This window comes from Rhizobium sp. TH135 (assembly GCF_002855515.1).
Taxonomy (GTDB): domain Bacteria; phylum Pseudomonadota; class Alphaproteobacteria; order Rhizobiales; family Rhizobiaceae; genus Allorhizobium.
Map to the genome: position 1 here is coordinate 359,532 of NZ_PKRP01000003.1, position 23,611 is coordinate 383,142.

Sequence of the window (23,611 nt, forward strand, 5' to 3'; positions counted from 1 at the left end):
CTGGCGGTCCAGAACTGCTGGCAGGTTGACGTTCTGGAGCGTTTGCTGATGGAGCATAATCATTTCTTTCCGCCCCATACCGGGGTGACCTTGGCTGCACTTGCAGCCCACACGGGGGCGGAATTGCAGGATGCGAGCCACGGGGAACGGATCGTTCGATCCGTTTCGCCGGTGGCGCGGGCGAAGGATGGGGATGTTTGCTACATCCTCTCTCGCCGCAACCGTGAAGAACTCACGACTTGCCAAGCCACGGCGATCTTCTGCGAGAAGCCTCTGCTTTCCCTGGTACCTTCCCATATTCCCGTTCTCGTCGCCAAGAGTGCCCATACGGCATTTGCTCTTGCGGGCGGTCTTCTGCATCCACAGGGGCTTGCGCCTGTTCGCATGACGTCCGAGACGGCAAAAATCTCTCCAGCAGCCTTCGTCGATGCGACGGCGCGCCTTGAAGACGGCGTTGAAATTGAGCCCATGGCCGTCATTGGCGCTGATGTCGAAATCGGCAGCGGCACGCGCATCGGCCCAGGTGCTGTGATTGGACCGGGTGTCCGGATCGGTCGCGACTGCGTGATTGCCGCCGGCGCGACGGTTCAGGTTGCCCTCGTTGGCAACAATGTGATCATTCACAACGGCGCCCGTATTGGCCAGGACGGCTTCGGTTATGCGCCGGGCCCGCGTGGCATGCTCAAGATCGTTCAGGTCGGCCGTGTCATCATCCAGGATCATGTCGAGATTGGTGCGAACACCACCATCGACCGTGGCACCATGGACGATACCGTGATCGGCGAGGGCACCAAGATCGATAACTTGGTCCAGGTTGGTCACAACGTTCGCATCGGGCGTCATTGTGGCATCGTCAGCCAGGTCGGCATTGCCGGCAGCACGGTCATCGGCGATGGCGTCATGATCGGCGGTGCGGCTGGCGTCAATGGCCACATCAAGATTGGCGACGGCGCACAGATTGCCGCGATGAGCGGCGTTCTCGCAGACGTGCCCCCGGGTGAAAAATACGGCGGCGTACCGGCCCGCCCATTGAAGGATTATCTGCGCGAGGTGGCGGACACCTTGAGCCGCTATGATGGCCGCGCAAAAGACAAAGGAGCCAGCAATGACTGAACTCGCGAAGAGCGAATTGGGATCGGCTGATATCCTCGAGATCATGAAGCTTCTGCCCCACCGCTATCCCTTCCTGCTGGTGGACAAGATCGTCGAGATCGACGGTGACAATTCTGCCATCGGCATCAAGAACGTAACGGCCAACGAGCCGCATTTCACGGGTCATTTCCCGGAAAGCCCGATCATGCCGGGCGTCCTTCTGATTGAGGGCATGGCGCAGACTGCCGGTGCTATCTGTGCACGGCTTCAGGGCGAGGGCGGAAATCTCGTCTATTTCATGACGATCGACAATGCCCGTTTCCGCAAGCCTGTCGTGCCGGGCGATCGCGTCGAGTTTCACGTCGTGAAGCAGAAGCAGCGCGGCAACATCTGGAAGTTCCATTGCGACGCCAAGGTCGACGGCGCGCTGGTCGCCGAGGCTGACATCGGTGCCATGATCATGCGCAAGGATCAGAAATGAGCCAGATCGCCGCAAGCGCCGTCATCCATCCGATGGCCGTGGTCGAAGACGGCGCGGTGATCGGCGAAAATGTCCGTATCGGTCCGTTCTGCCGGGTTGGTTCGCGCGTGACGCTGAAAGACGGGGTTGAGCTCATCTCAAACGCCGTGGTTACCGGTCTGACCGAAATCGGCGCCGGCACCAAGATCCACCCGATGGCCGTGATTGGCGGTGTCTCGCAGAGCCTTCACGAGGCGGGCGAAGATTCCACTCTGGTCGTCGGTCAGAATTGCACCATGCGCGAAGGCGTGACGATGAACTGCGGCACGGTCGGCGGTGGCGGTATCACCCGCGTCGGCGACCACTGCCTGTTCCTGGCCAATTCGCATGTCGCCCATGACTGCATTCTCGGCAATGACATCATCCTTTCCAACAATGTCATGCTGGCCGGTCATGTCCACGTCGGTGACAAGGCCATCCTCAGCGGTGGCTGCGCCGTGCACCAGTTCACCCGTATCGGTCGTCAGGCCTTCATCGGTGGTTTGTCTGCCGTGGCCTATGATGTCATTCCCTACGGCATGCTGAACGGCAATCCGGGCATTCTGGGCGGCCTCAACGTCGTCGGCATGACCCGCGCGGGTATCGAGCGTTCGGTGATCCATCAGGTCCGCCGCGCCTTCAAGCAGATCTTCGAGAGCGAAGGTTCTGCCCGCGCCAATGCTGCGGCCATCCGCGAGGAATATCTCGACTGTGCACCCGTGATCGAGATCCTCGATTTCATCGCGGCCGAAAGCGACCGGGCGCTGTCGTCGCCCCATCGCGGCAAGAACTGATTGATGACGGCGGCCGCGCATCGTGACGGCCTGCCGCGGACCGGTCGCCTCGCGATCATCGCTGGCAGCGGAAAACTGCCGCTCTTCCTGGCCGAAGCGGCTCGTGACGCAGGCGAGGATCCCATCGTCCTCAGACTGAAGAACGAAGCCGACGATATCTGGCAAGGCTTCGACACCGCTGTCATCGGCGTCGGCGACATGGCGGGTCTCTCTGCGCTGTTCCGTCAGCATGATATTCGCCGGGTCGTGATGTCGGGTGCCGTCAAGCGACGCCCGGCCTTCGGCGAGATCCGGGTCAATTGGAAATCTCTTCTCAAGCTCCCGAGTGCCCTCAAGACATTGCTCGCCGGCGGTGACGATGCTGTCTTGCGCATGGTGATCGCGCTGATCGAGGCGCAAGGCTGCGAAGTGCTCGGCGCGCATGAAATCCTGCCGGGTCTCCTGGCAACGGTGGGACCACTCGGGACGATTTCCCCGGACGCGGATGCGTTGAAGGATATCGACAGAGCGGCGGATGCCGCTGAGACGCTGGGCAGGCTCGACGTCGGGCAGGGGGCGGTTGCGGTCGGTGGCCGCATCGTAGCACTAGAGGGCGTCGAAGGCACCGATGCCATGCTTGCCCGCGTTAAGGGGCTGCGCTCGGAGGGACGGATCTCCCAGCGCCGCAAGGGCGTTCTGGTCAAACTCTGCAAGCCGCAGCAGGATCTTCGGGCAGATCTGCCGACAGTCGGCGTTTCGACTGTCGCAAACGCCAAAGCCGCAGGGCTGGCGGGCATTGCCGTCGAAGCCGGGCGGGCCCTCGTGGTCGAGCGCGAGGCGATGATCGCGGCTGCGGATGCCGCCGGGATCTTTGTCGTCGGCATAGACCGGTCGAACAAGGAGCTTCAAGCATGAGCGACAAGCCGCTGAAGATCGCCGTGATTGCCGGCGAGGTCTCGGGAGACTTGCTCGGGGCCGATCTCATTGCGCAGCTGAAGGCGATGCATCCAGGCCCTGTCGAACTCGTCGGCGTCGGTGGGGATGCGCTCGAGGCGCAAGGGATGAGGTCGCTCTTCGATTTTTCCGAGCTCTCGATCATGGGCGTCACCCAGGTGCTGTCGAAGCTCCCGCGCCTCATCAAACTGATTTCGTTGACATCTGATGCGATCGTCGAGGCAAAGCCGGATCTGCTGTTGATCGTCGATAGCCCGGATTTCACCCATCGCGTGGCAAAGAAGGTGCGGCGCAAGCTGCCGGATCTGCCGGTAGTCAACTATGTGTGCCCCAGCGTCTGGGCCTGGAAGGAATACCGCGCCAAGGCCATGCTCGACTATGTCGATGCCGTGCTGGCGGTCCTGCCATTCGAGCCCGCCGTCATGCAGCGGCTCGGTGGACCGGAAACCCATTTCGTCGGCCATAGACTGTCCAGCCACCCCGATATCCGTCGCATCCGCGAAGCCCGCAAGGCGAGAGCGGTCAAAGGCGAGGAAGAGCCCAAAACCATTCTACTGTTGCCGGGTTCGCGTGGCAGTGAGATCACCCAGCTCCTGCCGGTCTTCGGGGACGCGATGAAGGAGTTCGTCGCCCGCAACGGCGAGACGCGCTTCGTGCTGCCCACAGTGGCTCGCCAGGAAGCCCGCGCGCGTGACATCACGCGGGACTGGACCTTGAGGCCCGATATCCTGGTCGGCGACGAGGGAAAGTGGCGCGCTTTCGAGGAAGCGGACGCCGCGATCGCGGCTTCCGGCACCGTCATCCTGGAGTTGGCGCTTGCCCATGTCCCGGTCGTATCGACCTACAAGGGCGACTGGATCATCCGGCTGCTCGCCAACCGCATCAAGATCTGGACCGGTGCCCTGCCGAACCTGATTGCGGACTATGCCGTCGTCCCGGAATACTTCAACGACGTGCTTCGGCCCGCGAGCCTCGTGCGGTGGGCCGAACGCCTGTCGCTGGACACACCGCAACGTGCAGCGATGCTCAGCGGATATGACGACGTCTGGCGCAAGCTGCAAACGGAACGGCCAGCCGGTGAAGCCGGCGCGGCCGTGGTTCTCTCCGTCCTGCAAAAGCGCGGAAAGATCTGATCCTCAGGCCCAACGGGCGAAGGGATCGGCAAGGCCCTCCCAGGCCGTCGGCGTGAAAGTTTCTGCTGCAACGAGGCAATCATTCAGCTCCGCCGTGATCTGACGCTGATCCATGGGATCGGCACCGATGAAGACGATCTCCTGCCGCCGGTCTCCCCACTCCTGGTCGAGATAGGGTGTCATCGCATTGAGGAAGCCCGGATCGTCGGGCCAGCGAGACTTGGGCACCGAGGCCCACCAGAGGCCCATCTTGGTCGTCCTGACGAGTGGGCCGGCCTGACTGAGTTCGCCGACATGATGCGGACGGGTGGCCAGCCAGAAGAAGCCCTTGGCCCGGATGACGCCCGGCCAGGAACGATCGAGAAAAGCCCGGAAGCGAGTGGGGTCGAACGGTGCGCGGGCGCGGTAGACGAAGGAGCGGATCCCATATTCTTTTGTTTCCGGAACATGATCCCGGAAGCCGTGCAGTTCCTGGAACCACAGGGGATGCGTCTCGGCCTTGGCAAAATCGAAAAGCCCGGTCCCGAGGATGTCCTTTGCGGCCACATGGGCAAAGTCGGTCTCGATGATACGGGCATCGGCATTCAACCCCGCGATGATCTTGCGCGCCGCATCGAGCTGAACCGGGGTGGCTGTGCCGACCTTGTTGAGGATGATCACATCGGCGAATTCGATCTGTTCGACCAGGAGATCAACGAGCGTCCGATTGTCGTTTTCACCGGCAGCCTCGCCGCGGTCTGCGAGAAAGTCGCTTGAGGAATAGTCACCGATAAGATTGGCGGCATCCACCACGGTCACCATGGTATCCAGCTGCGCGATGTCTGACAGGCTGCGACCCTGTTCATCGCGGAAGTCGAATGTGGTGGCAATCGGTAAGGGCTCGGCAATGCCGGTCGCCTCGATCAGCAGGTAATCGAAGCGTCCCTGTTCGGCGAGCCCGCGCACCTCGTTCAAAAGGTCGTCGCGCAGCGTGCAACAGATGCAGCCATTGCTCATCTCCACCAATTGCTCCTGCGTGCGCGACAGAGCTGCATCCCCGCCACGCACCAGCGCCGCATCGATATTCACCTCACTCATGTCGTTGACGATGACGGCGACACGCAAGCCGTCGCGATTGGCGAGAACATGGTTGAGCAAGGTCGTCTTGCCGGCACCCAGAAATCCGGACAGGACGGTCACGGGAAGCTTCTTCATGAGAGACTCCATTTAATGTAATAACATAACAACAGATGATCTAAAAAAGGCGGAACCGAAGTCCCGCCTTTTTCGCCCGGGGGAGGGATCAGATTACTGCGAGAGGCAGGTGCTCATCGATGTCGAGAGATTGCGCATCAACTGGCCATAGAGACCTGGTCCAGCCTCCAGCGCACCGCCCTCGGGATCGAGCACGCCGGACTTCGCCTGCGTGCCTTCGGTAACGACGCTGATCAGCTTCGGCTCGAACTGCGGCTCGGCGAATACGCAAGCCGCTCCGAGTTCCTCGATCTTTGCGTGAATGGTAGACAGCCGCTCGGCGCCCGGCATGGTTTCCGGGCTGACGGTCACAGAACCGGCCACCCGCACGCCATAACGCTTTTCGAAATATTGGTAGGCATCGTGGAAGACGATGAAGGGCTTCTCCAGCACCGGCTTCAGCTGCGCTGCAATCTCCGTGTCGAGCGCATCGATCTCGGCATTGAGGGTCGTGAGATTGGCTTCGTATGCTGCCTTATTTGCCGGATCGGCATCACCAAGGCTTTTCGCGATTTCAGCCGCCATCGCCTTGGCATTGCTGGGGTCGAGCCAGAGATGCATGTCGGTGCCGCCATGCTCGTGCTCATCGTGATCATGACCCTCATGGGCATGATCCTCGTGCCCGTTGACCTCACCGGCGGCAGCGGCGTCTTCCGCCCCGTGGTCGTGCCCGTGATCATCGGCGTGTTCGGCCTTGGCATGATCGTCATGGCCGGCTTCTTCGGCGCCATGATCATGCGCATGGTCATCAGCGCCTTCGCCGGCCTCGGCATGGTCACCATGGTCGTGACCCTCAAAGGCACCGCCTTCGCGGAACGGCAGCTTGGTCAGGCCCGGCGCGTCTTCGAGCTCCACCACCTTGGCATTCTTCGGCAAAGCCTCGAGAGGCTTATCCAGGAAGGCTTCGAGACCAGGGCCCACCCAGAAAACGACGTCGGCATTTTCGAGTGCCCGGGCGTTGGACGGCTTCAGCGTATAGGTATGCGGGGAGGCGGCACCCTCGACGATCAGCGACGGTTCGCCGACACCCTTCATGATCGAAGCGACGAGCGAGTGGATAGGCTTGATCGAGACCACGACGTCAGGCGCTGCCATCGCGAAAGCGGGCGACAGGAAAAGCAGCGCCGTGGAGGCAGCCAGTCCGAGGCGATAGCGGGTCATACAATGCTCCTGAGGGTGGTTATGTAATACTATTACTTAAGTTGCGTTATGCTATAACGTGTGGCATAGGAGGTGGCAACATCAAAATCTCGAGAAACCTATGAATGCCATGAAATCACGGGAGGCCGCACCGCTGGTGTCACTCACCGGCGCTGGTGTCTACCGAAACGGCCGTTGGCTCGTGCGCGGGGTCGATTTCTCCGTGCGCCCCGGTGAGATCGTCACTTTGATCGGCCCCAACGGGTCCGGCAAGTCGACGAGCGCCAAGATGGCGATCGGGGTGACCAAGGCGGACGAGGGCAGGGTGGAGCGCAAGCCCGGCCTGCGCGTCGGTTACGTGCCACAGCGCCTCTCCGTGGACTGGACCATGCCGCTGACGGTCCGCCGCCTGATGACCCTGACGGCACCCTTGTCCTCCGCTGAAGTGAATACGGCACTCGAAGCTGTTGGCATCGCGCATCTTGCCGGTGCAGAGGTCCAGCACCTGTCGGGTGGGGAATTCCAGCGGGCCCTGCTCGCCCGTGCCATGGCCCGCAAGCCCGATATTCTCGTTCTCGACGAACCCGTCCAGGGCGTTGATTTCTCCGGTGAGATCGCGCTCTACGACCTCATCACATCCATCCGCAATTCGACCGGTTGCGGCATTCTTCTGATCTCGCATGACCTGCATGTGGTGATGGCGGAAACCGATACGGTCATCTGTCTCAACGGCCATGTCTGCTGCCGGGGAACCCCGGCGGCGGTCAGCCAAAGCCCGGAATACATGCGGCTCTTCGGCGCCAAGGCTGCACAGACGCTCGCGGTCTACAGCCACGACCACGATCACACACATCTGCCCGATGGGCGCGTCCAGCACGCCGATGGCAGCGTGACCGATCACTGCCATCCCGAAGACGGGCACCACCATCACGACCACCATGGCCACGATCACCATGATGGCCATGACCATGGGCCCCACAAGAACCGGGAGCACGATCATGCTGGATGACTTCTTCGTCCGCGCCATGCTCGCCGGTGTCGGACTTGCTCTCACGACCGGTCCGCTCGGCTGTTTCGTCATCTGGCGGCGCATGGCCTATTTCGGCGACACGATGGCCCATTCGGCCCTGCTGGGCGTGGCACTTTCGCTCTTCTTCTCGCTGAACCTGATGGTCAGCGTCTTCGTTGTCGCGGCACTCGTCTCGCTGATCCTGATCGTTCTCCAGAAGCGCCAGGGTCTCTCTGCCGATGCCCTGCTCGGCATCCTCAGCCACGCCACATTGGCGATCGGCCTTGTTATGGTCGCCTTCATGACCTGGGTCCGCTTCGACCTCATCGCCTTCCTCTTCGGCGACATTCTGGCGGTAACACCGACCGACGTCGCCATCGTCTGGATCGGTGGCCTCGTGGTGGTGGCGATCATTGCCTGGCTCTGGCGGCCCCTGCTGGCCGGGACAGTCAATGTCGAACTCGCTGAAGCCGAGGGTATGCAGCCCGAACGCGCGCGGCTGATCTTCATGCTCCTGATGGCCCTGGTCATTGCGATCGCAATGAAGATTGTCGGCATCATGCTGATCACGTCTCTGTTGATCATCCCGGCTGCTGCCGCCCGACGCTTTGCGACGACGCCGGAAGTCATGGCAGTGCTTGCCTCGGTGATCGGCGCCGTGGCCGTCGTCATGGGCCTCTTCGGCTCGCTGACCTACGACACGCCGTCCGGACCGTCGATCGTGGTTGCTGCACTCCTGCTCTTCATCATCAGCCTGCTGCCTCGACCGGGCGCCAGGACAACCGACCTTCGCTCGAGGGGCTGAACCCATGACCAAGACCGATCTCACACGCAATCAGTCCCTCGTCTTCGACGCCCTCGTCGGCAGCGACGGACCGCTCTCGGCCTACACCCTGCTCGACCGCTTGCGGGAGCACGGCTTCCGCGCACCGCTGCAGGTCTACCGGGCGCTCGACAAGCTGGTCGAATTCGGCATGGTCCATCGCTTGGAAAGCCTGAACGCCTTCGTCGCCTGTGCGCATCCTCATGACGGCTGCTCGGGACATGGCACGGTCGCCTTCATGATCTGCAACAAGTGCGGACATGTGACGGAATTCCACGACCACGACGTGGACCACCGGCTGGAAACCATCACCCGTGGCCGCAGCTTCAAGCCGGAAAAGACGACGATCGAGATCAGGGGATTTTGTGCGACCTGTGCGGAAATTGCTACCTGACGGCAGCGCTCACAGTGGCTGCAGGTCCGCCGCAAATCGGCGCCAGTTGCGCACATAGTTTTCCGCCGACAGTCTGAGCCGCGCAACGGCCACCTCGTCGAGGGTACGGACGACACGGGCGGGGGAGCCGACGATCAGGGATTTGTCCGGAAAGTTTTTTCCTTCCGTGATAAGCGCATTGGCCCCGACCAGGCAGTTATTGCCGATCCGAGCGCCGTTCAGGACGGTTGCGCCCATGCCGATAAGCGAGTTGTTGCCGATCGTGCAGCCATGAATGATCGCGTGGTGGCCGATGGTGCAGCCCTCGCCGATCGTGACGCCTTTACCTGGATCGGTATGCACCATCACGCCGTCCTGGATATTGGTGCCGGCACCGATCAAAATCGAATCATTGTCGCCCCGCAGAACCGCCCCGAACCAGATGCCGACATCTTCGCCGAGCTGCACGTCGCCGATGACCTGGGCATCCGGCGCGATCCAGTAGCTTCCGGCGCCCGGCAGTTTCGGCACCCTGTCTCCGAGACGGTAGAGCGGCATCGGCGGATCCGTCTGTTCAGCGCAGGCGCATGATGACCGGGAAGCGTCCGGCCTGAGACGTCACGTGGAGATGGATGCTGGCTTCGGGTTGGGAATAACGCCAGGCCCGGGCGCCGTGAGAGAGCAGAAGCCCGATCAGGTCCTTGGTCTTCGAGCGCTTTTCGCGAAGCCCCAGATCGGCAAGGCGGTAGGCTGCCTCGTGCAAGGGGTGCAGCACACCGCTCGAAGGCGACAGGCCGCTATTGTCCTGACCATCCACCGGTTGATGTCGGAAGTCTTTCGTTGCCATTCCGTATTCCTCGTAAACAGTACAAATCGAGGTTTCGGGTGACCGTGTTACTGGGCAGCTGCCCAGCAACCGATTCCCTTCTTCTTCAGGGCGTTACATGCATTCACCGCGTCCTTCTGTTCGTCGAAGCCGCCAAAACGGGCGCGGTAGATCTGCTGGGCACCATCGCCATAGGCGACAGTGAAGGGGGTGGCGGAACGCAATACCTTTCCGCCTTTTTCCTGCGCGTTGCGCAAGAGATCCATGGCCAAGTCCTTGTTGGGTGACGTGCCGATCTGCACGACCCAGCCCGAGCTCGGCGTGGTTGATGCAGTCGTGACCGCATCGACGTCCGGCGGCATTGTAGAGGCTGCGGCGACCGACTGCGTGGGCGCCGCTGGCGCGATGGCAGCACCGGAATCCGGCATGTAGGCAGGCGCAGGCTGCGGAACAGGCACCGCCGGCGTGGCGCTGGGGGCAACGGGACGCATTGTCTCGAGTGCGGCACTCGCAGCATTGCCTGCCGGTGATGCGGCATAGGCCTGTGCCACACCGCTATAACGAACGGTCGGCAGCGGACCGGTCTGCGGCAGGCTCGGAACATTGCCGCCGCCAAGCGACGCTGTTGCCTGAGCAGGCGCGACCGAGGTGTCGTTCTTGACGATGAGGTTGCCACCACCGCGGCTCGAAGATGCAGCCGGCAGATAACGCTGCACGAGATTGGTCATCTGCGCATTGCGGCGAGCACCGGATGTTGCGCCGAGCACGACGGCGACGATAGAACGACCATCTGCCTGTGCCGAGGTCGCGAGGTTATAGCCGGCAGCGCGGGTATAACCCGTCTTGATACCGTCAACGCCGCGAACCTGGCCGAGCAGGCGGTTGTGATTGCCGATCGTCTGCTTGCCGAAGCGGAAGCTGCGGGTGGAGAAATAGCCGTAATACTGGGGGAAGTGCTGGCGAAGGGCGATGCTGAGGCGAGCCTGATCACGTGCCGTCGTCATCTGTGCCGTATTCGGCAGGCCGTGCGCATTGCGATAGGTCGTCTTGGTCATTCCGAGGCTGCGGGCCTTGGAGGTCATCATCTGCGCGAAACGCTGCTCCGAGCCGCCGAGAGATTCGGCAAGAGCTGTGGCAACGTCGTTCGCAGAGCGGGTGACCAGCGCCATGATGCCTTGCTCGACGGTGATGCTGCGCCCAGTGCCAACGCCCAGCTTGGACGGCGGCTCCTTGGCGGCATTTGCCGAGAACGGGACCTTGCTGTTGAGCGAAATCTTGCCGGCCTCAAGCGCTTCGAAGACCATGTATAGGGTCATCATCTTGGTAAGCGAGGCTGGATAACGCAGGCTGTCGGCGTTCTCACTATAGAGAACCTTGCCCGTCTTGGCATCGATCACGATGCCTGCATATTTCGGGTTGGCCTGTGCGACGCTGACGGCAGCGACACTCGCCACGAGGACCGCAAACAGCGTGAGGACAAGCCGGCGAAGAACGGCTGCGACGTTGAAGCTTCCCAAAACTTTATGCACCACGATACTCTTTTAATCTAGCAATTGACGACAGGGCGCTCTCCCCCAATCGCGACCATCTCGAGGGACCCTACGGAATTAGCCTTACCAAGAGGTTTATGATGAACGGTCGGTTGACGCTTTGAGTTGATTTTTAAGCGTCGCGGCAGCCGGGGCCGCGTGGACGCGACCGGCCACGTATTGGCGCACGGCCTGATCGATCTTGGCCCAATCCGGAAGCATTTGGCTGGAAAAGCGGTAGAGGACGGTGAGATCTTCCCCGACATGGATGTCGCGCTGGCAGTCGCTGGAGGTTGCGTCTTCGGGCGTCATCGGCATCAGGCAGCGGATGGCATAGGTCGTGCCGTCTGGGAGCGTGCCGGTGAGTAGCTGTTCGCCTTCGTAGCCCGTGGCGCTCTTGAAGGTGTGCAGGGTCAGGCCGGCGGGCCCGGGCGTAGGCGGGCCATCAAACAGATGCCGATAGATGGGCTCGATACGCCCGGACATGTCTCTCGACATTGTGCTCTGTGAAATCTGCAGGAAGATCAGCGAGTTTGCCAGCGTCAGGTCGTCGAAGCGCCGACGCTCCGCGCTCGCATATCCGGTAAGCTCCGGCCAGAGAAGATAGAGATCCACCCGTTCAGCGGGGCCTCCTTGGCGCTTTGGCTCGAAGCGGATTACGTTTGCCGGCAAGGCGAGTTCGTCGCGCCCGATGACGATGTTGACGATCTCGGTGCTCTCGGTATGCCCCGCCAGAGACAAGCGCTCACCATAGGCGCGGCCATACCAGCTAATGGCGAAGGAGGCCGCGGCCAGGATAAGGATTGCGAGCATCGCAATGACAAGGAAGCGCGTCGAGATCAGGGGTGTCTCGTCTGATTCCGCCTCCGGTCTGCTGGTTTCGGCCCGCATCGTCGTTCATCCCCTCGGCGCCACCACGATAGCGTGGCTGATCCCGAAATGAGACTTCGATGAACGTGGTTAATTTTCGGTGAAATTTCCGAGGCCCGTGGCTGGGCGCTCGACAAAAAGAGAGCCGGTCCCGGTTGGACGGGACCGGCTCATTGGCTCCGGTCGGGGGGCGGGTAGGCGGGGACAGACCGGGCCAGAAGCGGAGGTGGCGTGTGGTTTACTGCGACACGCTGCCGACGATGCCTGCGCGTCCGTCCTGGAGCTTCACCCAGCGCCCTGGATTGCTCGAAGATTGACGCTTCAGGTAGGTGTATTCGGTTTCCGACCACAGCAGCACCTTGTTGCGCATGTTGTCGAGAATGAAGTCGCCGTGGTCCGTGCGCACCGTGAGCACGGCATGGCCTTCGCCATTCGGCTGCAGGACGACGGTCATCAGCAGGTCGGCCGGGTCGACGCCGCGGTCGACAAGCATCTTGCGCTTCAGCAAGGCGAAGTCTTCGCAATCGCCGACGCTGCGCGGATAGGTCCAGCGCTCTTCCACGCCATAGATTTCCATGTCGGTGAGCGGCGTGATGGAGCTGTTGACGGTGTAGTTGACGTCGAGGATCGCCTTCCACAGGTCCTCGGTCAGAACCATCGGCCCGCTATCCGCCTGGCTGCCGGCGCATTCGCCGGAATAGGTCTGACAGAATTCGTAGTGACCGATCGGCGGGTTGGCCTTTCCGACCACCTGCATGTTGGCCGGCATGGCCGAAACCTGAAAAGCGAGGACACCAGCGATAGCGGCGGCCAGAGTTCCAATACCCAGATTTTTCTTTGTTGTCATTGGTTGTCTCCCGGTAATGGAGATAGCAATGACATGGATATTTTGACCGACCGCGAAGAATAGCGGTAAGATAAGCGACGAAGTATCTGAAAATCAGATTCTATATTTACATGTATTCGCGCTATATTTGATTATATATTGAAGAAAATTTGTAGAAAAGTTGAGTGGCATTTTAACGATCCTCTTCGTCTGGGTCGCGACAAGTGCCGATAAATGCCAATAAAACAGAGGTTTGCGGTCGGTGCGATCAGGCGAGGGCGATGCTTGGCCGATCGGGAGGTGTGTGCTGGAGCCGAGCAGACAGACAATTCGCGAACGGCCAGAGTGCCCGCTAGGCTCACTCGCCTGGGCATATCTGGCCAGTTTTGCGATCGAATTTTTTTGAAAAATGTTGTGCCGCTCTGGCACGATTTCTGTTTCGGCATAGAAAAAGGCGCCTTGCGGGATCCGCAGGCGCCTTTCGCATTGGATGTCGTGGAGGATCAGAGGAACTCGGTGAGGGCTTCTTTCGACTGCAACGTCAGGAATTCGATGGCGACGCCTTCCATGAAGTGGCGCACGACGCGGCCACGCATGTTGCCGAGGCGAACGGCCGATCCGATTGGCGGACGGATGTCGATGTCGACGGCTGCGCCCGAAAGCGAAAGGTCCATGAGGCGGCAGGGATAGGTCTTGCCGTCTTCGAGTGTGAGCTCTGTCCGCGTCTGGCGCGGCGTCAGTCGGTCGTGACGGCGGTCTTCCGGCAGCCCGAGTTCGTGCTTGTTGGCAATCCAGGTGAGCTGAGCCGCGAGCTTTTCGCGCTTGCGCACCGTTGCATTGATGGAAATGACGAAGCCGTCCTCGGTCAGCTTGACCACCGTCCCCTCGATCCGGCCGAGGTGGTCGATATAGGCGATCACGCGTTCACCCGGGCGTGGCATGCCCGCGCAAGCGAAGCGAACGTCGCCCGGGGACATGTCGATCACCTTGCAGACATACTCTTCGTAAGTGGCAAGCATGAGTCGACCCTGCAGGCTGACGGCGACACGCTGAAAGGCGCGTTGCTGTCCCGGCGATGCGATCGTGTTGCTCTGGCTTGCCTGCGTAGAGTACATCATGGAGAATCTGTCTGTTCCTCTGTCGCTTAACAGTAGGCGGCGAGCCGTTAATATAGTGTTTGCTTTTGGGCGCGCTTTTTCGAGACGGAACGTTATTTGCCTGGCAATTAAGGTTAAGGGAAGGTTGAGATTGCCCTTTTCGTATCAAGATGGCATCTCGTCTTCATCAGACGCGAAGGGCAGCCTTCGGCACCAACTCCAGTCGGCGCGACGTTTCGTCGAGCGCCAACCGGCCACTCGGTTTCCGGGTGGCCTTTTTTTTATCCGCCGCCTGCATTACCTGAGTTGAGCTGAAGAAGAGGAAGCGCAGATGCAGGATGAGACAGGAACTCGAGGAGGAGCGCTTCCGACAGGAGAGCCCTATGCCTCGGACCGAGAGCCGGTTTCCTCGCCTGAGCCACCCATCTTCAATCTGCCGGCAGGCGTGCTTGCAGCACTCGGCGTGATCTGCGGCATTTACGCCCTGCAGGAGCTGGTTATCTCGGCTCCGCTCAATCAGTGGGTTGCCGTCGAGTTCGGCTTCTCCCCCATTCGCTATCTCTATCCGTTCTCGGAGCAGTCATTGGCCTGGCTGTGGTCGCCGGTCACCTATTCGCTGCTGCATGGCAGTTTCGAGCATCTCGCGTTCAACAGTCTGTGGCTTGCCGCTTTTGGTACGCCGGTCTGCCGGCGAATCGGAGAGACCAGGTTTGTCTTGTTCTGGATCGTCTCCTCCGTGGCAGCCGCCGCCCTTCACGCAGCCGTCAATTGGGGCGTTCCTTCCTTGATGGTGGGGGCCTCGGGCGTCATCTCCGCGCTGATGGGGGCTGCCTGCCGTTTCGCCTTCGGCGAGCGTCAGCGGAATTTCGCCCGTATCACCGGTGCAGAGCCGCCTTTGCTTTCAGTCGGGCAGGCGCTTGCCGATAAAACCGTGCGCGTTTTCATCATCGTCTGGTTCCTCGGCAATGTCGCCATCGCGCTCGGCCTGCCGATGCTCGGCGGTGATTCGGCCGCGATCGCCTGGGATGCCCATATCGGTGGCTTTCTCCTGGGCTTCTTCTGCTTTGCTCTTTTCGATCCCCATAGCCGCTAGGCCACAAGGGCGTGATCCAGCGCTTATTGCATTCCGCTTGAATAAAAGGCACGATTTTGGTCCGGCAGTCTGAGGAGGGTTGGGCTGCCGACCGAGTGTTCTATGCGAGGAGGAACGCATGCCTGCATCAGCCAGAAGCATACTCGACCAAAAGGGCCGCAACGTTATCACGATCAGCCCGACATTGACCTTGGGCGAAGCCGCCCATGTGCTGGAAGAACACAAGATCGGTGCCGCCGTCGTGGTCGGCATGGAAAACCGGATCGTCGGCATCTTCACCGAGCGTGACGTCGTGCGTGCGATCGGGTCGGAAGGCAAGAATGCCTTCGATCAGCCGGTTTCGGCCTTCATGACGGCCAATGTCTATCGCTGCCGCGAAGAGACCAGCGTCAACGAACTGATGGAAATGATGTCGACCCGTCGTTTCCGCCATGTGCCCGTCGAGGACAATGGCAAGCTTTCCGGCATCATCTCGATCGGCGACGTGGTGAAGTCTCGCATCCGCGAGATCGAGCAAGAGGCCGAACACATCAAGGCCTATATCGCCGGTTGATACGGCGAGAGAACAAAGCCGAGTGACGAGGCGGCGGTAACGCCGCCTCTAGCGCAGGACGGCTTCCTGCATCCGGCGGATTTCGGTGACCCGGATTTTCGCTTCCTCATAACCGCGTTCAATCGCTTCTCCGGCCCTGTGGAATTCTGACAGTCCGATATCGTTGAGACGCGGATGAAGTGCGAGATCGGGCGGATCGCCAGCGAGGCGTGCGCGTGAAATGCGGTCCTGGATGATGTTGAACGCCTGCACCATCACGCCGGTCAGGCCGACCTTGTTCGGGGCGCGTGCTGTTTCAGTGTGGGCCTGGGAGGGCATCGAGGCCTTGTGCTTGACCACGGCCGAGCGACCAAAGACATCGTAATGCAGATTGACGGCCATCACGAGCGGCTGCTCATAGGCGCGGCAGACAGACACCGGCACCGGGTTGACGAGCGCGCCATCGATCAGGGTTCTGTTGTTGCAGTGAACCGGCTCGAAAATGCCGGGCAGGGCGTAGGACGCCCTGAGCGCCGTGATCAGGCTTCCGCCATCGATCCACACCTCATGTCCGCTGTTCAGCTCTGAAGCCACCGCCACGAAAGGCTTGGGCAGTTCCTCGACGGTCAGTCCTTCGAGATGTTCCTGCATCCGTTTGGTAAGACGCATGCCGCCCAGAAGGCCGCCACCACCGATGGTGAGGTCGAGCAGCGAGGCAATGCGGCGCATGGTAAGCGAGCGCGCGAAAGCCTCCAATTCGTCAAGCTTTCCGGCAAGATAGCATCCGCCAACCAGAGCACCGATCGACGTGCCGGCGATCATGCCGACTTCGATGCCTTCCTCGTCGAGGGCTCTTAAGACGCCGATATGGGCCCAACCGCGCGCAGCCCCACCACCCAGAGCCAAGGCCACTTTTGCCTTTGGGCGCTTTTCAGGAACGATAGCGCCCGGCGGCGTTGTCCCGCCATCTTTGGACGGCTGCGCGCCGCCCGCGCCGCCATTTGAAATCATGCTCCAGTTCAGCATCTCCGCTACCCCATTAGCTGAACAATCCGAACTATATTAGGACACCGTCTGCTTACGATTTCGTTATGCGGGAAGGCGCTCAGTGGCCGTAGACGTGATCCGGATCGAAATGGCGATGATCGTCGGCAATGGTCAGTGACGGCTTGCCATCAACTGTCTGGGCGGAGCGGTAGAAGCAGGAGCGACGACCCGTATGGCAGGTCGCGTCATGCCCGGCGACTTCCACCTTGAGCCAGATGGCATCCTGGTCGCAATCGACGCGCATTTCCTTGACGGTCTGGAGGTTGCCCGAGCTTTCGCCCTTCTTCCAGATCTTGCCGCGCGAGCGGCTGAAATAGTGGCCGATCCCGGTCTCCAGGGTCAAGGCGATCGCTTCGGCGTTCATATGCGCCACCATGAGCAGTTCGCCGTCGCGCGCATCCGTAACCACCGCCGTGACAAGGCCGTGGTCGTCGAATTTGGGCGTGAAGGAGAGGCCCTCTTCGAGGATCTTCTTGTCCGCGGAGGGTGCGTCGAAAACGAAACCGGACATGGGGTACTCGCGGGCTTAGCGGCTGCGAACCATGGACATGAAGTGCGCCTGCTCGGCGGCATTGTCCTTGAAAGCGCCTGTGAAGGTTGTGGTGAGCGTCGTGGATCCTGTCTTCTGGATCCCGCGCATGGCCATGCACATATGCTCGGCCTCGAGGAAAACCGCAACCCCGCGTGGTTGCAGCGTCTCGTCGATCGCATGCGCGATCTGGGCCGTCATGTTCTCCTGCGTCTGCAGGCGCTTGGCGAAGACATCGACGACACGCGCGATCTTGGAAAGGCCAAGAACGCGGCCCTTCGGCAAATAGGCGACATGGGCCTTGCCCATCACCGGCAGCATGTGGTGTTCGCAATGCGAGAAGAAGGAAATGTCGCGCACCAGAACCATGTCGTCATAGCCGCCGACTTCTTCGAAGGTGCGCCCAAGCACGTCCTCGATATCGGCTGCATAGCCCGAGAACAGTTCGCCATAGGCCTTGGCGACACGCGCCGGGGTGTCGAGCAAGCCCTCGCGCTCCGGATCGTCTCCGGCCCATAGCAGAAGCGTCCGAACTGCCTGTTCGGCCTCTTCGCGCGTCGGGCGCGGCGCTTCTGTGGTCAGTTTCGTGACGATGGCGTCCATGGCCTTGGTCTCCCGGTCCCGTTCGAGACGGGCCGCTGGTTTGGCTTTGCCGGATTGTAAATGCGTAATGCGGCTCATAATGCAAGTCCGTTGTCGCTGTTTGCGGTGAGAAGATCGAACCTTAAGGGTCGGCTTGCGTTTGTCCTGTGCCAGTCCCTTGGATATAGTGGGCGACGAAAACGATATAAAGGCCGAGGCTGCGACATGATGGCGGCGACAATGTAGCAGCCAATCCCTATATACGGGAGAGGCGCCAGAGTGGATTGACCATGGACGACATCTACAACACCAAGATCCTCGAGTTTGCCGGCAATATCGGCCGCATCGGCACGCTTCCCGATGCGCAGGCCGTATCGGAAAAACATTCGAAGCTTTGCGGCTCCCGCGTGAAAGTCTACCTCAATGTCGAAGGCGGCGTGGTCACTGACTTCGCTCATGAGGTGAAGGCCTGTGCGCTGGGGCAGGCCTCTTCCGGAATCATGGCCCGCCATGTGGTGGGAGCAACTGCGGCGGAGCTCCGTCAGGCAAGGCAGGAGATGCTTGCCATGCTCAAGGAGAACGGCGAGGGACCCTCCGGTCGGTTCGAAGACATGCGTTTCCTCAAACCCGTGCGTGACTACAAGGCCCGCCATGCCTCCACCATGCTGACCTTTGACGCCGTGGTCGACTGTCTCGACCAGATCGAGCACCAGGCCGTGGCTGCCGAGGCGAGCTGATCATGTGCAATGCCCCCAACTGTGGGCATGGTCCGGACGATCTTCGCCCGCGTGGCCGGAACTGGTCCGGGCCCTTCCGCAAGACGCCGGGCCGACTGCTTGGCATGGGGTTCATCCGCTTCTACCAACTCACCTTCTCCAGCCTCGTCGGTAGCTCCTGCCGTCACATGCCGACCTGCTCGGAATACGGCTATGAAGCCGTCGCCCGGCATGGTCTGTGGTCGGGTGGCTGGTTAACGCTGTTTCGCGTCGTCCGCTGCGGGCCCGGCGGCACTTGGGGACCGGATCCGGTTCCCGAGATCTTGGAGCAGCGCTTTGCGTGGTATGCGCCCTGGCGTCTCTGGACCTTCGGCCGCAAGAAGCTCGGTTGATAAGGGTTCAACCAATCCCAGGCCTCGCAGTAAGATCGGCTGCACGAATCATTGCGGAGACGACGCATGCCGATGCCGCTCGAATATCGCCAGGCTTCCGCCGACTTCGACGCCTTCATGAAGGACCTTGTCGCAACGTCGATGATCCAGACCTCGCACCAGGCCTACACCATGTTGCAGGCGGTGCTGCAGGTCTTTCGGCACCGGCTGACGGTCGGGCAGGCGATAGCCTTCGCCAATGTCCTGCCGCCCGTCTTGCGCGCCATCTTCGTGAGCGATTGGGATGTCGAAGCGCCTGTAAAGCCCTTCGTTGACCGCGATGCGCTGATGAAGGAAGTGCGAGCCTTCCGCCATGAGCACAATCTCTCGACGGAAACGGCTTTGGAGGACGTGACTGTCGTCCTTCGCCGACATGTGGATCGGGCGACCTTCGAAAGGGTCCTCAGCCAACTGCCGCCCGAGGCCCGGAACTTCTGGTTCATGGGGCAGGGATAGCAAGATCCTTTACTCAGCAGTGCTTTCGTCCTAAGGAGCGCCGGTAAATCGCGGGATCCAACCCGCCCCTTTCACCACCCGCATTCGTTGGCGGGACTGGATCAGGAGACATAGCATGTCCGCTTCCGTATCTCTCACTTTCCCCGATGGTTCTATCCGCGAATACGCTGCCGGCACGACTGGCGCGCAAGTCGCTGAATCGATTTCCAAGTCGCTCGCAAAGAAGGCCGTCGCGATTGCGCTCGATGGCACGGTGCGCGACCTCTCAGACCCCATCGTCGAGGGCAAGATTGAGATCGTCACCCGCACCGATCCGCGTGCGCTCGAACTTATTCGGCATGACGCCGCCCACGTGATGGCTGAGGCCGTGCAGGAGCTCTGGCCCGGTACGCAGGTAACTATCGGTCCAGTGATCGAGAACGGCTTCTATTACGACTTCGCCAAGGAAGAGCCCTTTACGCCGGACGATCTGCCGAAGATCGAGAAGCGCATGAAGGAGATCATCCAGCGCAACAAACCTTTCACCAAGGAAGTCTGGTCGCGCGACAAGGCCAAGGAAGTTTTTGCCTCCAAGGGTGAGAAGTACAAGGTCGAACTCGTCGACGCGATCCCGGCAGACCAGGATCTGAAGATCTACTATCAAGGCGACTGGTTCGACCTTTGCCGTGGACCGCATATGGCGTCTACTGGTCAGATCGGCATGGCCTTCAAGCTGATGAAGGTTGCCGGCGCCTACTGGCGTGGTGATAGCAACAACGCCATGCTGAGCCGCATCTACGGCACTGCCTTTGCCGAACAGGAAGACCTGGATCGCTACCTGCACATTCTCGCCGAAGCCGAAAAGCGCGACCACCGCAAGCTCGGCCGCGAAATGGACCTGTTCCATTTCCAGGAAGAAGGCCCGGGCGTCGTCTTCTGGCATGGCAAGGGTTGGCGCATGTTCCAGACGCTGACCTCCTACATGCGCCGCCGCCTCGACGGCACCTATCAGGAAGTCAACGCGCCGCAGGTGCTCGACAAGTCGCTGTGGGAAACGTCGGGTCACTGGGGCTGGTACCAGGAGAACATGTTCGCGGTGAAATCCGCGCATGCCTTTACGCATCCGGATGACGAGGAAGCCGACCAGAAGATCTTCGCGCTGAAGCCGATGAACTGCCCGGGCCACGTGCAGATCTTCAAGCACGGCCTGAAGTCCTATCGCGAGCTGCCGGTCCGCCTCGCCGAGTTCGGCAATGTTCACCGCTATGAAGCCTCCGGCGCCTTGCACGGCCTGATGCGCGTTCGCGGCTTCACCCAGGACGATGCTCACGTCTTCTGCACGGAAGAGCAGATGGCGGCGGAATGCCTGCGCATCAACGACCTGATCCTTTCGGTCTATGAGGACTTCGGCTTCGGCGAAATCGTCGTCAAGCTCTCGACCCGCCCGGAAAAGCGCGTCGGTTCCGATGATCTCTGGGATCGCGCCGAAAGCGTGATGATGGAGGTCTTGAAGCAGATCGAGGAACAGTCCGGCGGCCGCATCAAGACCGGCATTCTGCCGGGTGAGGGCGCCTTCTACGGTCCGAAGTTCGAATACACCCTGCGCGATGCCATCGGCCGTGAGTGGCAGTGCGGCACGACGCAGGTCGACTTCAACCTGCCGGAACGATTTGGCGCCTTCTACATCGACGACAAGTCGGAGAAGAAGCAGCCGGTCATGATCCATCGCGCCATCTGCGGCTCGATGGAGCGTTTCCTCGGCATCCTGATCGAGAACTTCGCCGGCCACATGCCGCTGTGGTTCGCACCGCTGCAGGTCGTCGTCGCCACGATCACGTCCGATGCCGACGACTATGGTCGCGAAGTCGCCGAGCAGCTGCGTGATGCCGGCCTTCAGGTCGAGACGGATTTCCGCAACGAGAAGATCAACTACAAGGTCCGCGAGCATTCCGTGACCAAGGTTCCGGTGATCATCGTCTGCGGCAAGCGTGAGGCGGAAGAAAAGACCGTCAACATCCGTCGCCTGGGTTCGCAGGAGCAGGTGTCCATGCCGCTCGTTGAAGCCGTGGCGGTACTGGCCGGTGAAGCCACACCGCCTGATGTCAAGCGCAAGCTGGCGAACCGCAAGGTCTGAGCGAAAAGTCTGGCAGGGCGTCACCGCCCTGTCAGACGCCTGTCATCGAATTGGCATATGACGGAACGATGATCTTCCGTCCACCTGGAGCTCCAGCGTGAAATTCAAAGAACTGTCTTATGCCAACGAACGCGACCCGAAGCTGAAGCGGTGGTTCATCCGCTCGATCGAAGGGCTCTCCGGTCGCGATCGTTTCACCAGGCTCTACGAGATCTGGCGCAACGACATCGTCGGCAAGACCGACCGGGTCTTCGGCAAGATGCTGGACCTCATCCACGTCGATCTGAAGGTTGAGGGAACCTGGCCGCCGGAAAACATCCCGGACGGTCCGATCGTGATTGTTGCTAACCACCCGTTCGGCATCGGTGACGGCATTGCAGTTCTGGCGCTTGCCGAGCAACTCGGCCGCCCGTTCCGGGTCCTCATCAACAACGAACTCCTGAAGGTGCCGGAAATGGCGCCTTACTCCTTGCCTGTCTCCTTCGAGGAGACAAAGGAAGCGCTCGCGCTCAACATGCAGACCCGCCACGAGGCGCTTCGGCTGTTGAAGGAGGGCGTCACCGTCGTGATTTTCCCGGCAGGTGGCGTGGCGACAGCGAAGAAGGGATTCGGCCGCGCTGAGGATTTGCCCTGGAAGATGTTCCCCGCCAAGCTCATTCAGGCCGCGAAGGCCAATGTCGTGCCTGTCTTCTTCGAAGGACAGAACGGCCGTCTCTTCCATCTCGCCAGCAAGATCTCGCTGACGCTGCGTGTCTCGCTGCTGATCCGTGAGTTCCGTCGCCTGTCCGGCTCGACCATCCGGGCACGTGTTGGTGTGATGATTCCCTGGGAAGAGCTGAGCACCCATGCCGACCGCAAGGATCTGCTTGCGCGTCTCTTCGGTGCAGTGTTCAGCATGGCGCCGGTAGAGCGTCGGAAGTTCCGTCGGGCAGCTTGAATCGTCAGGACTGGTCGAGCATCAGTTCGACATCCATGTTGGTGCCGGCCTTCACCTCGAAGTCCCTCTGGAAGATCTTGTCCTTATTGCGCGCCACGGCCGTATACTGACCTTCGGCGAGAACCATCACGGGGAAGGCGCTGACACTTTCCGCGACGATGTCGCCGCCTGACGTGAGCACCGACCACGCAGTATCGGCAATTGCCTCACCGCCCTCTTCGGACACGAGTTTCAGCCCGACCTGAGACGCACGGTGCTGGATCGTCGCCTCGGTCAGCTCGCCCGCCTCAACGGTGATATCCGCCCGCACCACGGCGTTGATCGCACCATATTCCGAGACGACATGATAGGTCCCGGCATTCAGGCGCACGATTGTGTTGGGCTTGACGTCGGAGAGCACCAGACCGCGCTCGCCATCCTCGCGGACTTCCGACGAATAGATGTCGAAGCTGAGCTGTTTGTCCGGGATATGTGTATCCGTGCCCGAGATCGCATTGAGCGACATGCCGCCGGCATCCAGCACCAGAAACTGGTCGGCGATATCACCTTCTACCGGGACGCTGAGCTTCTTGGTGGCGCCTGCTCGACCGAAGGACACGTTGACGAAGTAGTCGCCAGGAGCAAGCTGAAAGGCTGCGGAACCACCTTCCGCGCTGGCCAGCAATGGCAGCTTGCCATCGGCGCCGGGAATGGGGCTGAAGACACGCCAGGACAACCCATGCTGCATGGGCTCGCCTTCATTCGTCAGCTTGGCGTCAAGCTTTACGCTGCGCCCCTGGGTCACATTGGCAATCGCGCCGATGCCCGGCGCCGAGAAAGCCTTCAGCTTCGGCATCTTGGTGGAGCCGTTGAGCTGCTTGAAGGTTTCGAAGGCGTCCTGTGCAAAAGCCGGCACGGTCGCGGCAGAGGCCACGAGAAGCCCGAGCAGCAGCCGGATGACAACAGGTTGGTGGGACATGCGATGCACTGTGTGTTGACTTCCTTCCCAATGCCGGCAA

27 protein-coding genes are annotated in these 23,611 nt (G+C 61.0%); 15 read left to right on the forward strand and 12 right to left on the reverse strand.

The annotated features are described in order from the left end of the window. Window positions 1–48 precede the first annotated feature (48 nt). From lpxD to lpxB, 5 genes are read left to right on the forward strand one after another with little or no spacing between them, the layout of a single operon-like run. Complete coding sequence (gene lpxD, locus C0V73_RS10725; RefSeq protein ID WP_102019984.1) at window positions 49–1,113, forward strand: UDP-3-O-(3-hydroxymyristoyl)glucosamine N-acyltransferase; 1,065 nt, start codon at window positions 49–51, stop codon at window positions 1,111–1,113. Further along, window positions 1,106–1,573, forward strand: a complete 468-nt coding sequence (fabZ, locus tag C0V73_RS10730) for a 3-hydroxyacyl-ACP dehydratase FabZ (RefSeq protein WP_102019985.1) — start codon at window positions 1,106–1,108, stop codon at window positions 1,571–1,573. Before lpxD ends, fabZ begins: the two co-directional genes overlap by 8 nt. Continuing rightward, window positions 1,570–2,385, forward strand: a complete 816-nt coding sequence (gene lpxA, locus C0V73_RS10735; RefSeq protein ID WP_102019986.1) for an acyl-ACP--UDP-N-acetylglucosamine O-acyltransferase — start codon at window positions 1,570–1,572, stop codon at window positions 2,383–2,385. The genes fabZ and lpxA overlap by 4 nt, the downstream gene beginning before the upstream one ends. A 3-nt stretch (window positions 2,386–2,388) precedes the next feature. After that, window positions 2,389–3,279 carry an LpxI family protein gene (locus C0V73_RS10740; protein ID WP_102020347.1) on the forward strand — a complete coding sequence of 297 codons (891 nt, stop codon included), beginning with the start codon at window positions 2,389–2,391 and terminating at the stop codon, window positions 3,277–3,279. Beyond that, a complete protein-coding gene (gene lpxB, locus C0V73_RS10745; RefSeq protein WP_102019987.1) occupies window positions 3,276–4,451 on the forward strand; it encodes a lipid-A-disaccharide synthase in 1,176 nt (391 codons plus the stop codon). Before C0V73_RS10740 ends, lpxB begins: the two co-directional genes overlap by 4 nt. Window positions 4,452–4,454: 3 nt before the next feature. On the opposite strand, the gene C0V73_RS10750 is transcribed toward lpxB, so the two are convergent. Both C0V73_RS10750 and C0V73_RS10755 read right to left on the reverse strand, forming a co-directional pair. Beyond that, on the reverse strand, window positions 4,455–5,645 hold the full coding sequence (locus C0V73_RS10750) for a GTP-binding protein (RefSeq protein ID WP_102019988.1): 1,191 nt from the start codon (window positions 5,643–5,645) through the stop codon (window positions 4,455–4,457). A 93-nt stretch (window positions 5,646–5,738) separates the two neighbouring features. After that, window positions 5,739–6,824: a zinc ABC transporter substrate-binding protein gene (locus C0V73_RS10755; RefSeq protein WP_172450155.1), complete on the reverse strand. Its 1,086-nt coding sequence runs from the start codon at window positions 6,822–6,824 to the stop codon at window positions 5,739–5,741. Window positions 6,825–6,945: 121 nt separating this feature from the next. On the opposite strand from C0V73_RS10755, the gene znuC reads away from it, so the two are divergent. The 3 genes from znuC to C0V73_RS10770 are packed head-to-tail and all read left to right on the forward strand — an operon-like array spanning window position 6,946 to window position 9,050. Then, on the forward strand, window positions 6,946–7,833 hold the full coding sequence (gene znuC, locus C0V73_RS10760) for a zinc ABC transporter ATP-binding protein ZnuC (protein ID WP_102019990.1): 888 nt from the start codon (window positions 6,946–6,948) through the stop codon (window positions 7,831–7,833). Continuing rightward, window positions 7,823–8,638, forward strand: coding sequence for a zinc ABC transporter permease subunit ZnuB (znuB, locus tag C0V73_RS10765; RefSeq protein ID WP_102019991.1), 816 nt, complete (start codon window positions 7,823–7,825; stop codon window positions 8,636–8,638). The genes znuC and znuB overlap by 11 nt, the downstream gene beginning before the upstream one ends. Window positions 8,639–8,642: 4 nt before the next feature. Next, window positions 8,643–9,050 (forward strand): Fur family transcriptional regulator, encoded by a 408-nt coding sequence (locus C0V73_RS10770; RefSeq protein ID WP_102019992.1) that lies wholly within the window; start codon window positions 8,643–8,645, stop codon window positions 9,048–9,050. Between the two features lie 9 nt (window positions 9,051–9,059). On the opposite strand, the gene C0V73_RS10775 is transcribed toward C0V73_RS10770, so the two are convergent. From C0V73_RS10775 to C0V73_RS10800, 6 genes are all read right to left on the reverse strand, one after another. Then, window positions 9,060–9,587, reverse strand: coding sequence for a gamma carbonic anhydrase family protein (locus C0V73_RS10775; RefSeq protein WP_102019993.1), 528 nt, complete (start codon window positions 9,585–9,587; stop codon window positions 9,060–9,062). A 16-nt stretch (window positions 9,588–9,603) separates the two neighbouring features. Continuing rightward, entirely contained in the window at window positions 9,604–9,876 is a 273-nt protein-coding gene (locus C0V73_RS10780; protein ID WP_102019994.1) for a hypothetical protein, read from the reverse strand. 47 nt (window positions 9,877–9,923) lie between these two features. After that, on the reverse strand, window positions 9,924–11,384 hold the full coding sequence (locus C0V73_RS10785; RefSeq protein ID WP_102020348.1) for a serine hydrolase: 1,461 nt from the start codon (window positions 11,382–11,384) through the stop codon (window positions 9,924–9,926). Between the two features lie 96 nt (window positions 11,385–11,480). Then, a complete protein-coding gene (locus C0V73_RS10790; protein WP_102019995.1) occupies window positions 11,481–12,275 on the reverse strand; it encodes a hypothetical protein in 795 nt (264 codons plus the stop codon). Between the two features lie 217 nt (window positions 12,276–12,492). After that, window positions 12,493–13,101 carry a transglutaminase-like cysteine peptidase gene (locus tag C0V73_RS10795; protein ID WP_102019996.1) on the reverse strand — a complete coding sequence of 203 codons (609 nt, stop codon included), beginning with the start codon at window positions 13,099–13,101 and terminating at the stop codon, window positions 12,493–12,495. 482 nt (window positions 13,102–13,583) lie between these two features. Continuing rightward, window positions 13,584–14,195: a PilZ domain-containing protein gene (locus C0V73_RS10800; RefSeq protein WP_102019997.1), complete on the reverse strand. Its 612-nt coding sequence runs from the start codon at window positions 14,193–14,195 to the stop codon at window positions 13,584–13,586. A gap of 313 nt (window positions 14,196–14,508) precedes the next feature. Here C0V73_RS10800 and C0V73_RS10805 point away from each other — a divergent pair, with 313 nt between their 5' ends. Together C0V73_RS10805 and C0V73_RS10810 are read left to right on the forward strand one after the other, a co-directional pair. Beyond that, window positions 14,509–15,270 carry a rhomboid family intramembrane serine protease gene (locus C0V73_RS10805; protein ID WP_102019998.1) on the forward strand — a complete coding sequence of 254 codons (762 nt, stop codon included), beginning with the start codon at window positions 14,509–14,511 and terminating at the stop codon, window positions 15,268–15,270. Window positions 15,271–15,388: 118 nt separating this feature from the next. Continuing rightward, on the forward strand, window positions 15,389–15,823 hold the full coding sequence (locus C0V73_RS10810) for a CBS domain-containing protein (RefSeq protein ID WP_102019999.1): 435 nt from the start codon (window positions 15,389–15,391) through the stop codon (window positions 15,821–15,823). Between the two features lie 48 nt (window positions 15,824–15,871). Here the strand turns inward: C0V73_RS10810 and C0V73_RS10815 are convergent, their stop codons facing one another. The 3 genes from C0V73_RS10815 to folE form a co-directional block, all read right to left on the reverse strand. Continuing rightward, on the reverse strand, window positions 15,872–16,828 hold the full coding sequence (locus C0V73_RS10815) for a patatin-like phospholipase family protein (protein ID WP_102020000.1): 957 nt from the start codon (window positions 16,826–16,828) through the stop codon (window positions 15,872–15,874). A 79-nt stretch (window positions 16,829–16,907) separates the two neighbouring features. Continuing rightward, on the reverse strand, window positions 16,908–17,360 hold the full coding sequence (gene hisI / locus C0V73_RS10820) for a phosphoribosyl-AMP cyclohydrolase (RefSeq protein WP_102020001.1): 453 nt from the start codon (window positions 17,358–17,360) through the stop codon (window positions 16,908–16,910). Between the two features lie 15 nt (window positions 17,361–17,375). After that, window positions 17,376–17,981, reverse strand: coding sequence for a GTP cyclohydrolase I FolE (gene folE, locus C0V73_RS10825; protein WP_102020002.1), 606 nt, complete (start codon window positions 17,979–17,981; stop codon window positions 17,376–17,378). Between the two features lie 269 nt (window positions 17,982–18,250). On the opposite strand from folE, the gene C0V73_RS10830 reads away from it, so the two are divergent. From C0V73_RS10830 to C0V73_RS10850, 5 genes are all read left to right on the forward strand, one after another. Further along, window positions 18,251–18,697 carry an iron-sulfur cluster assembly scaffold protein gene (locus C0V73_RS10830; RefSeq protein ID WP_102020003.1) on the forward strand — a complete coding sequence of 149 codons (447 nt, stop codon included), beginning with the start codon at window positions 18,251–18,253 and terminating at the stop codon, window positions 18,695–18,697. Between the two features lie 2 nt (window positions 18,698–18,699). After that, a complete protein-coding gene (gene yidD, locus C0V73_RS10835) occupies window positions 18,700–19,068 on the forward strand; it encodes a membrane protein insertion efficiency factor YidD (protein WP_102020004.1) in 369 nt (122 codons plus the stop codon). 66 nt (window positions 19,069–19,134) lie between these two features. Continuing rightward, a complete protein-coding gene (locus C0V73_RS10840) occupies window positions 19,135–19,563 on the forward strand; it encodes a DUF2267 domain-containing protein (protein WP_102020005.1) in 429 nt (142 codons plus the stop codon). Window positions 19,564–19,678: 115 nt separating this feature from the next. Further along, on the forward strand, window positions 19,679–21,676 hold the full coding sequence (gene thrS, locus C0V73_RS10845) for a threonine--tRNA ligase (protein ID WP_102020006.1): 1,998 nt from the start codon (window positions 19,679–19,681) through the stop codon (window positions 21,674–21,676). Window positions 21,677–21,773: 97 nt separating this feature from the next. Further along, window positions 21,774–22,613, forward strand: a complete 840-nt coding sequence (locus C0V73_RS10850) for a lysophospholipid acyltransferase family protein (RefSeq protein ID WP_102020007.1) — start codon at window positions 21,774–21,776, stop codon at window positions 22,611–22,613. Between the two features lie 4 nt (window positions 22,614–22,617). Here the strand turns inward: C0V73_RS10850 and C0V73_RS10855 are convergent, their stop codons facing one another. Beyond that, entirely contained in the window at window positions 22,618–23,571 is a 954-nt protein-coding gene (locus C0V73_RS10855) for a hypothetical protein (protein WP_102020008.1), read from the reverse strand. Window positions 23,572–23,611: the final 40 nt, after the last annotated feature.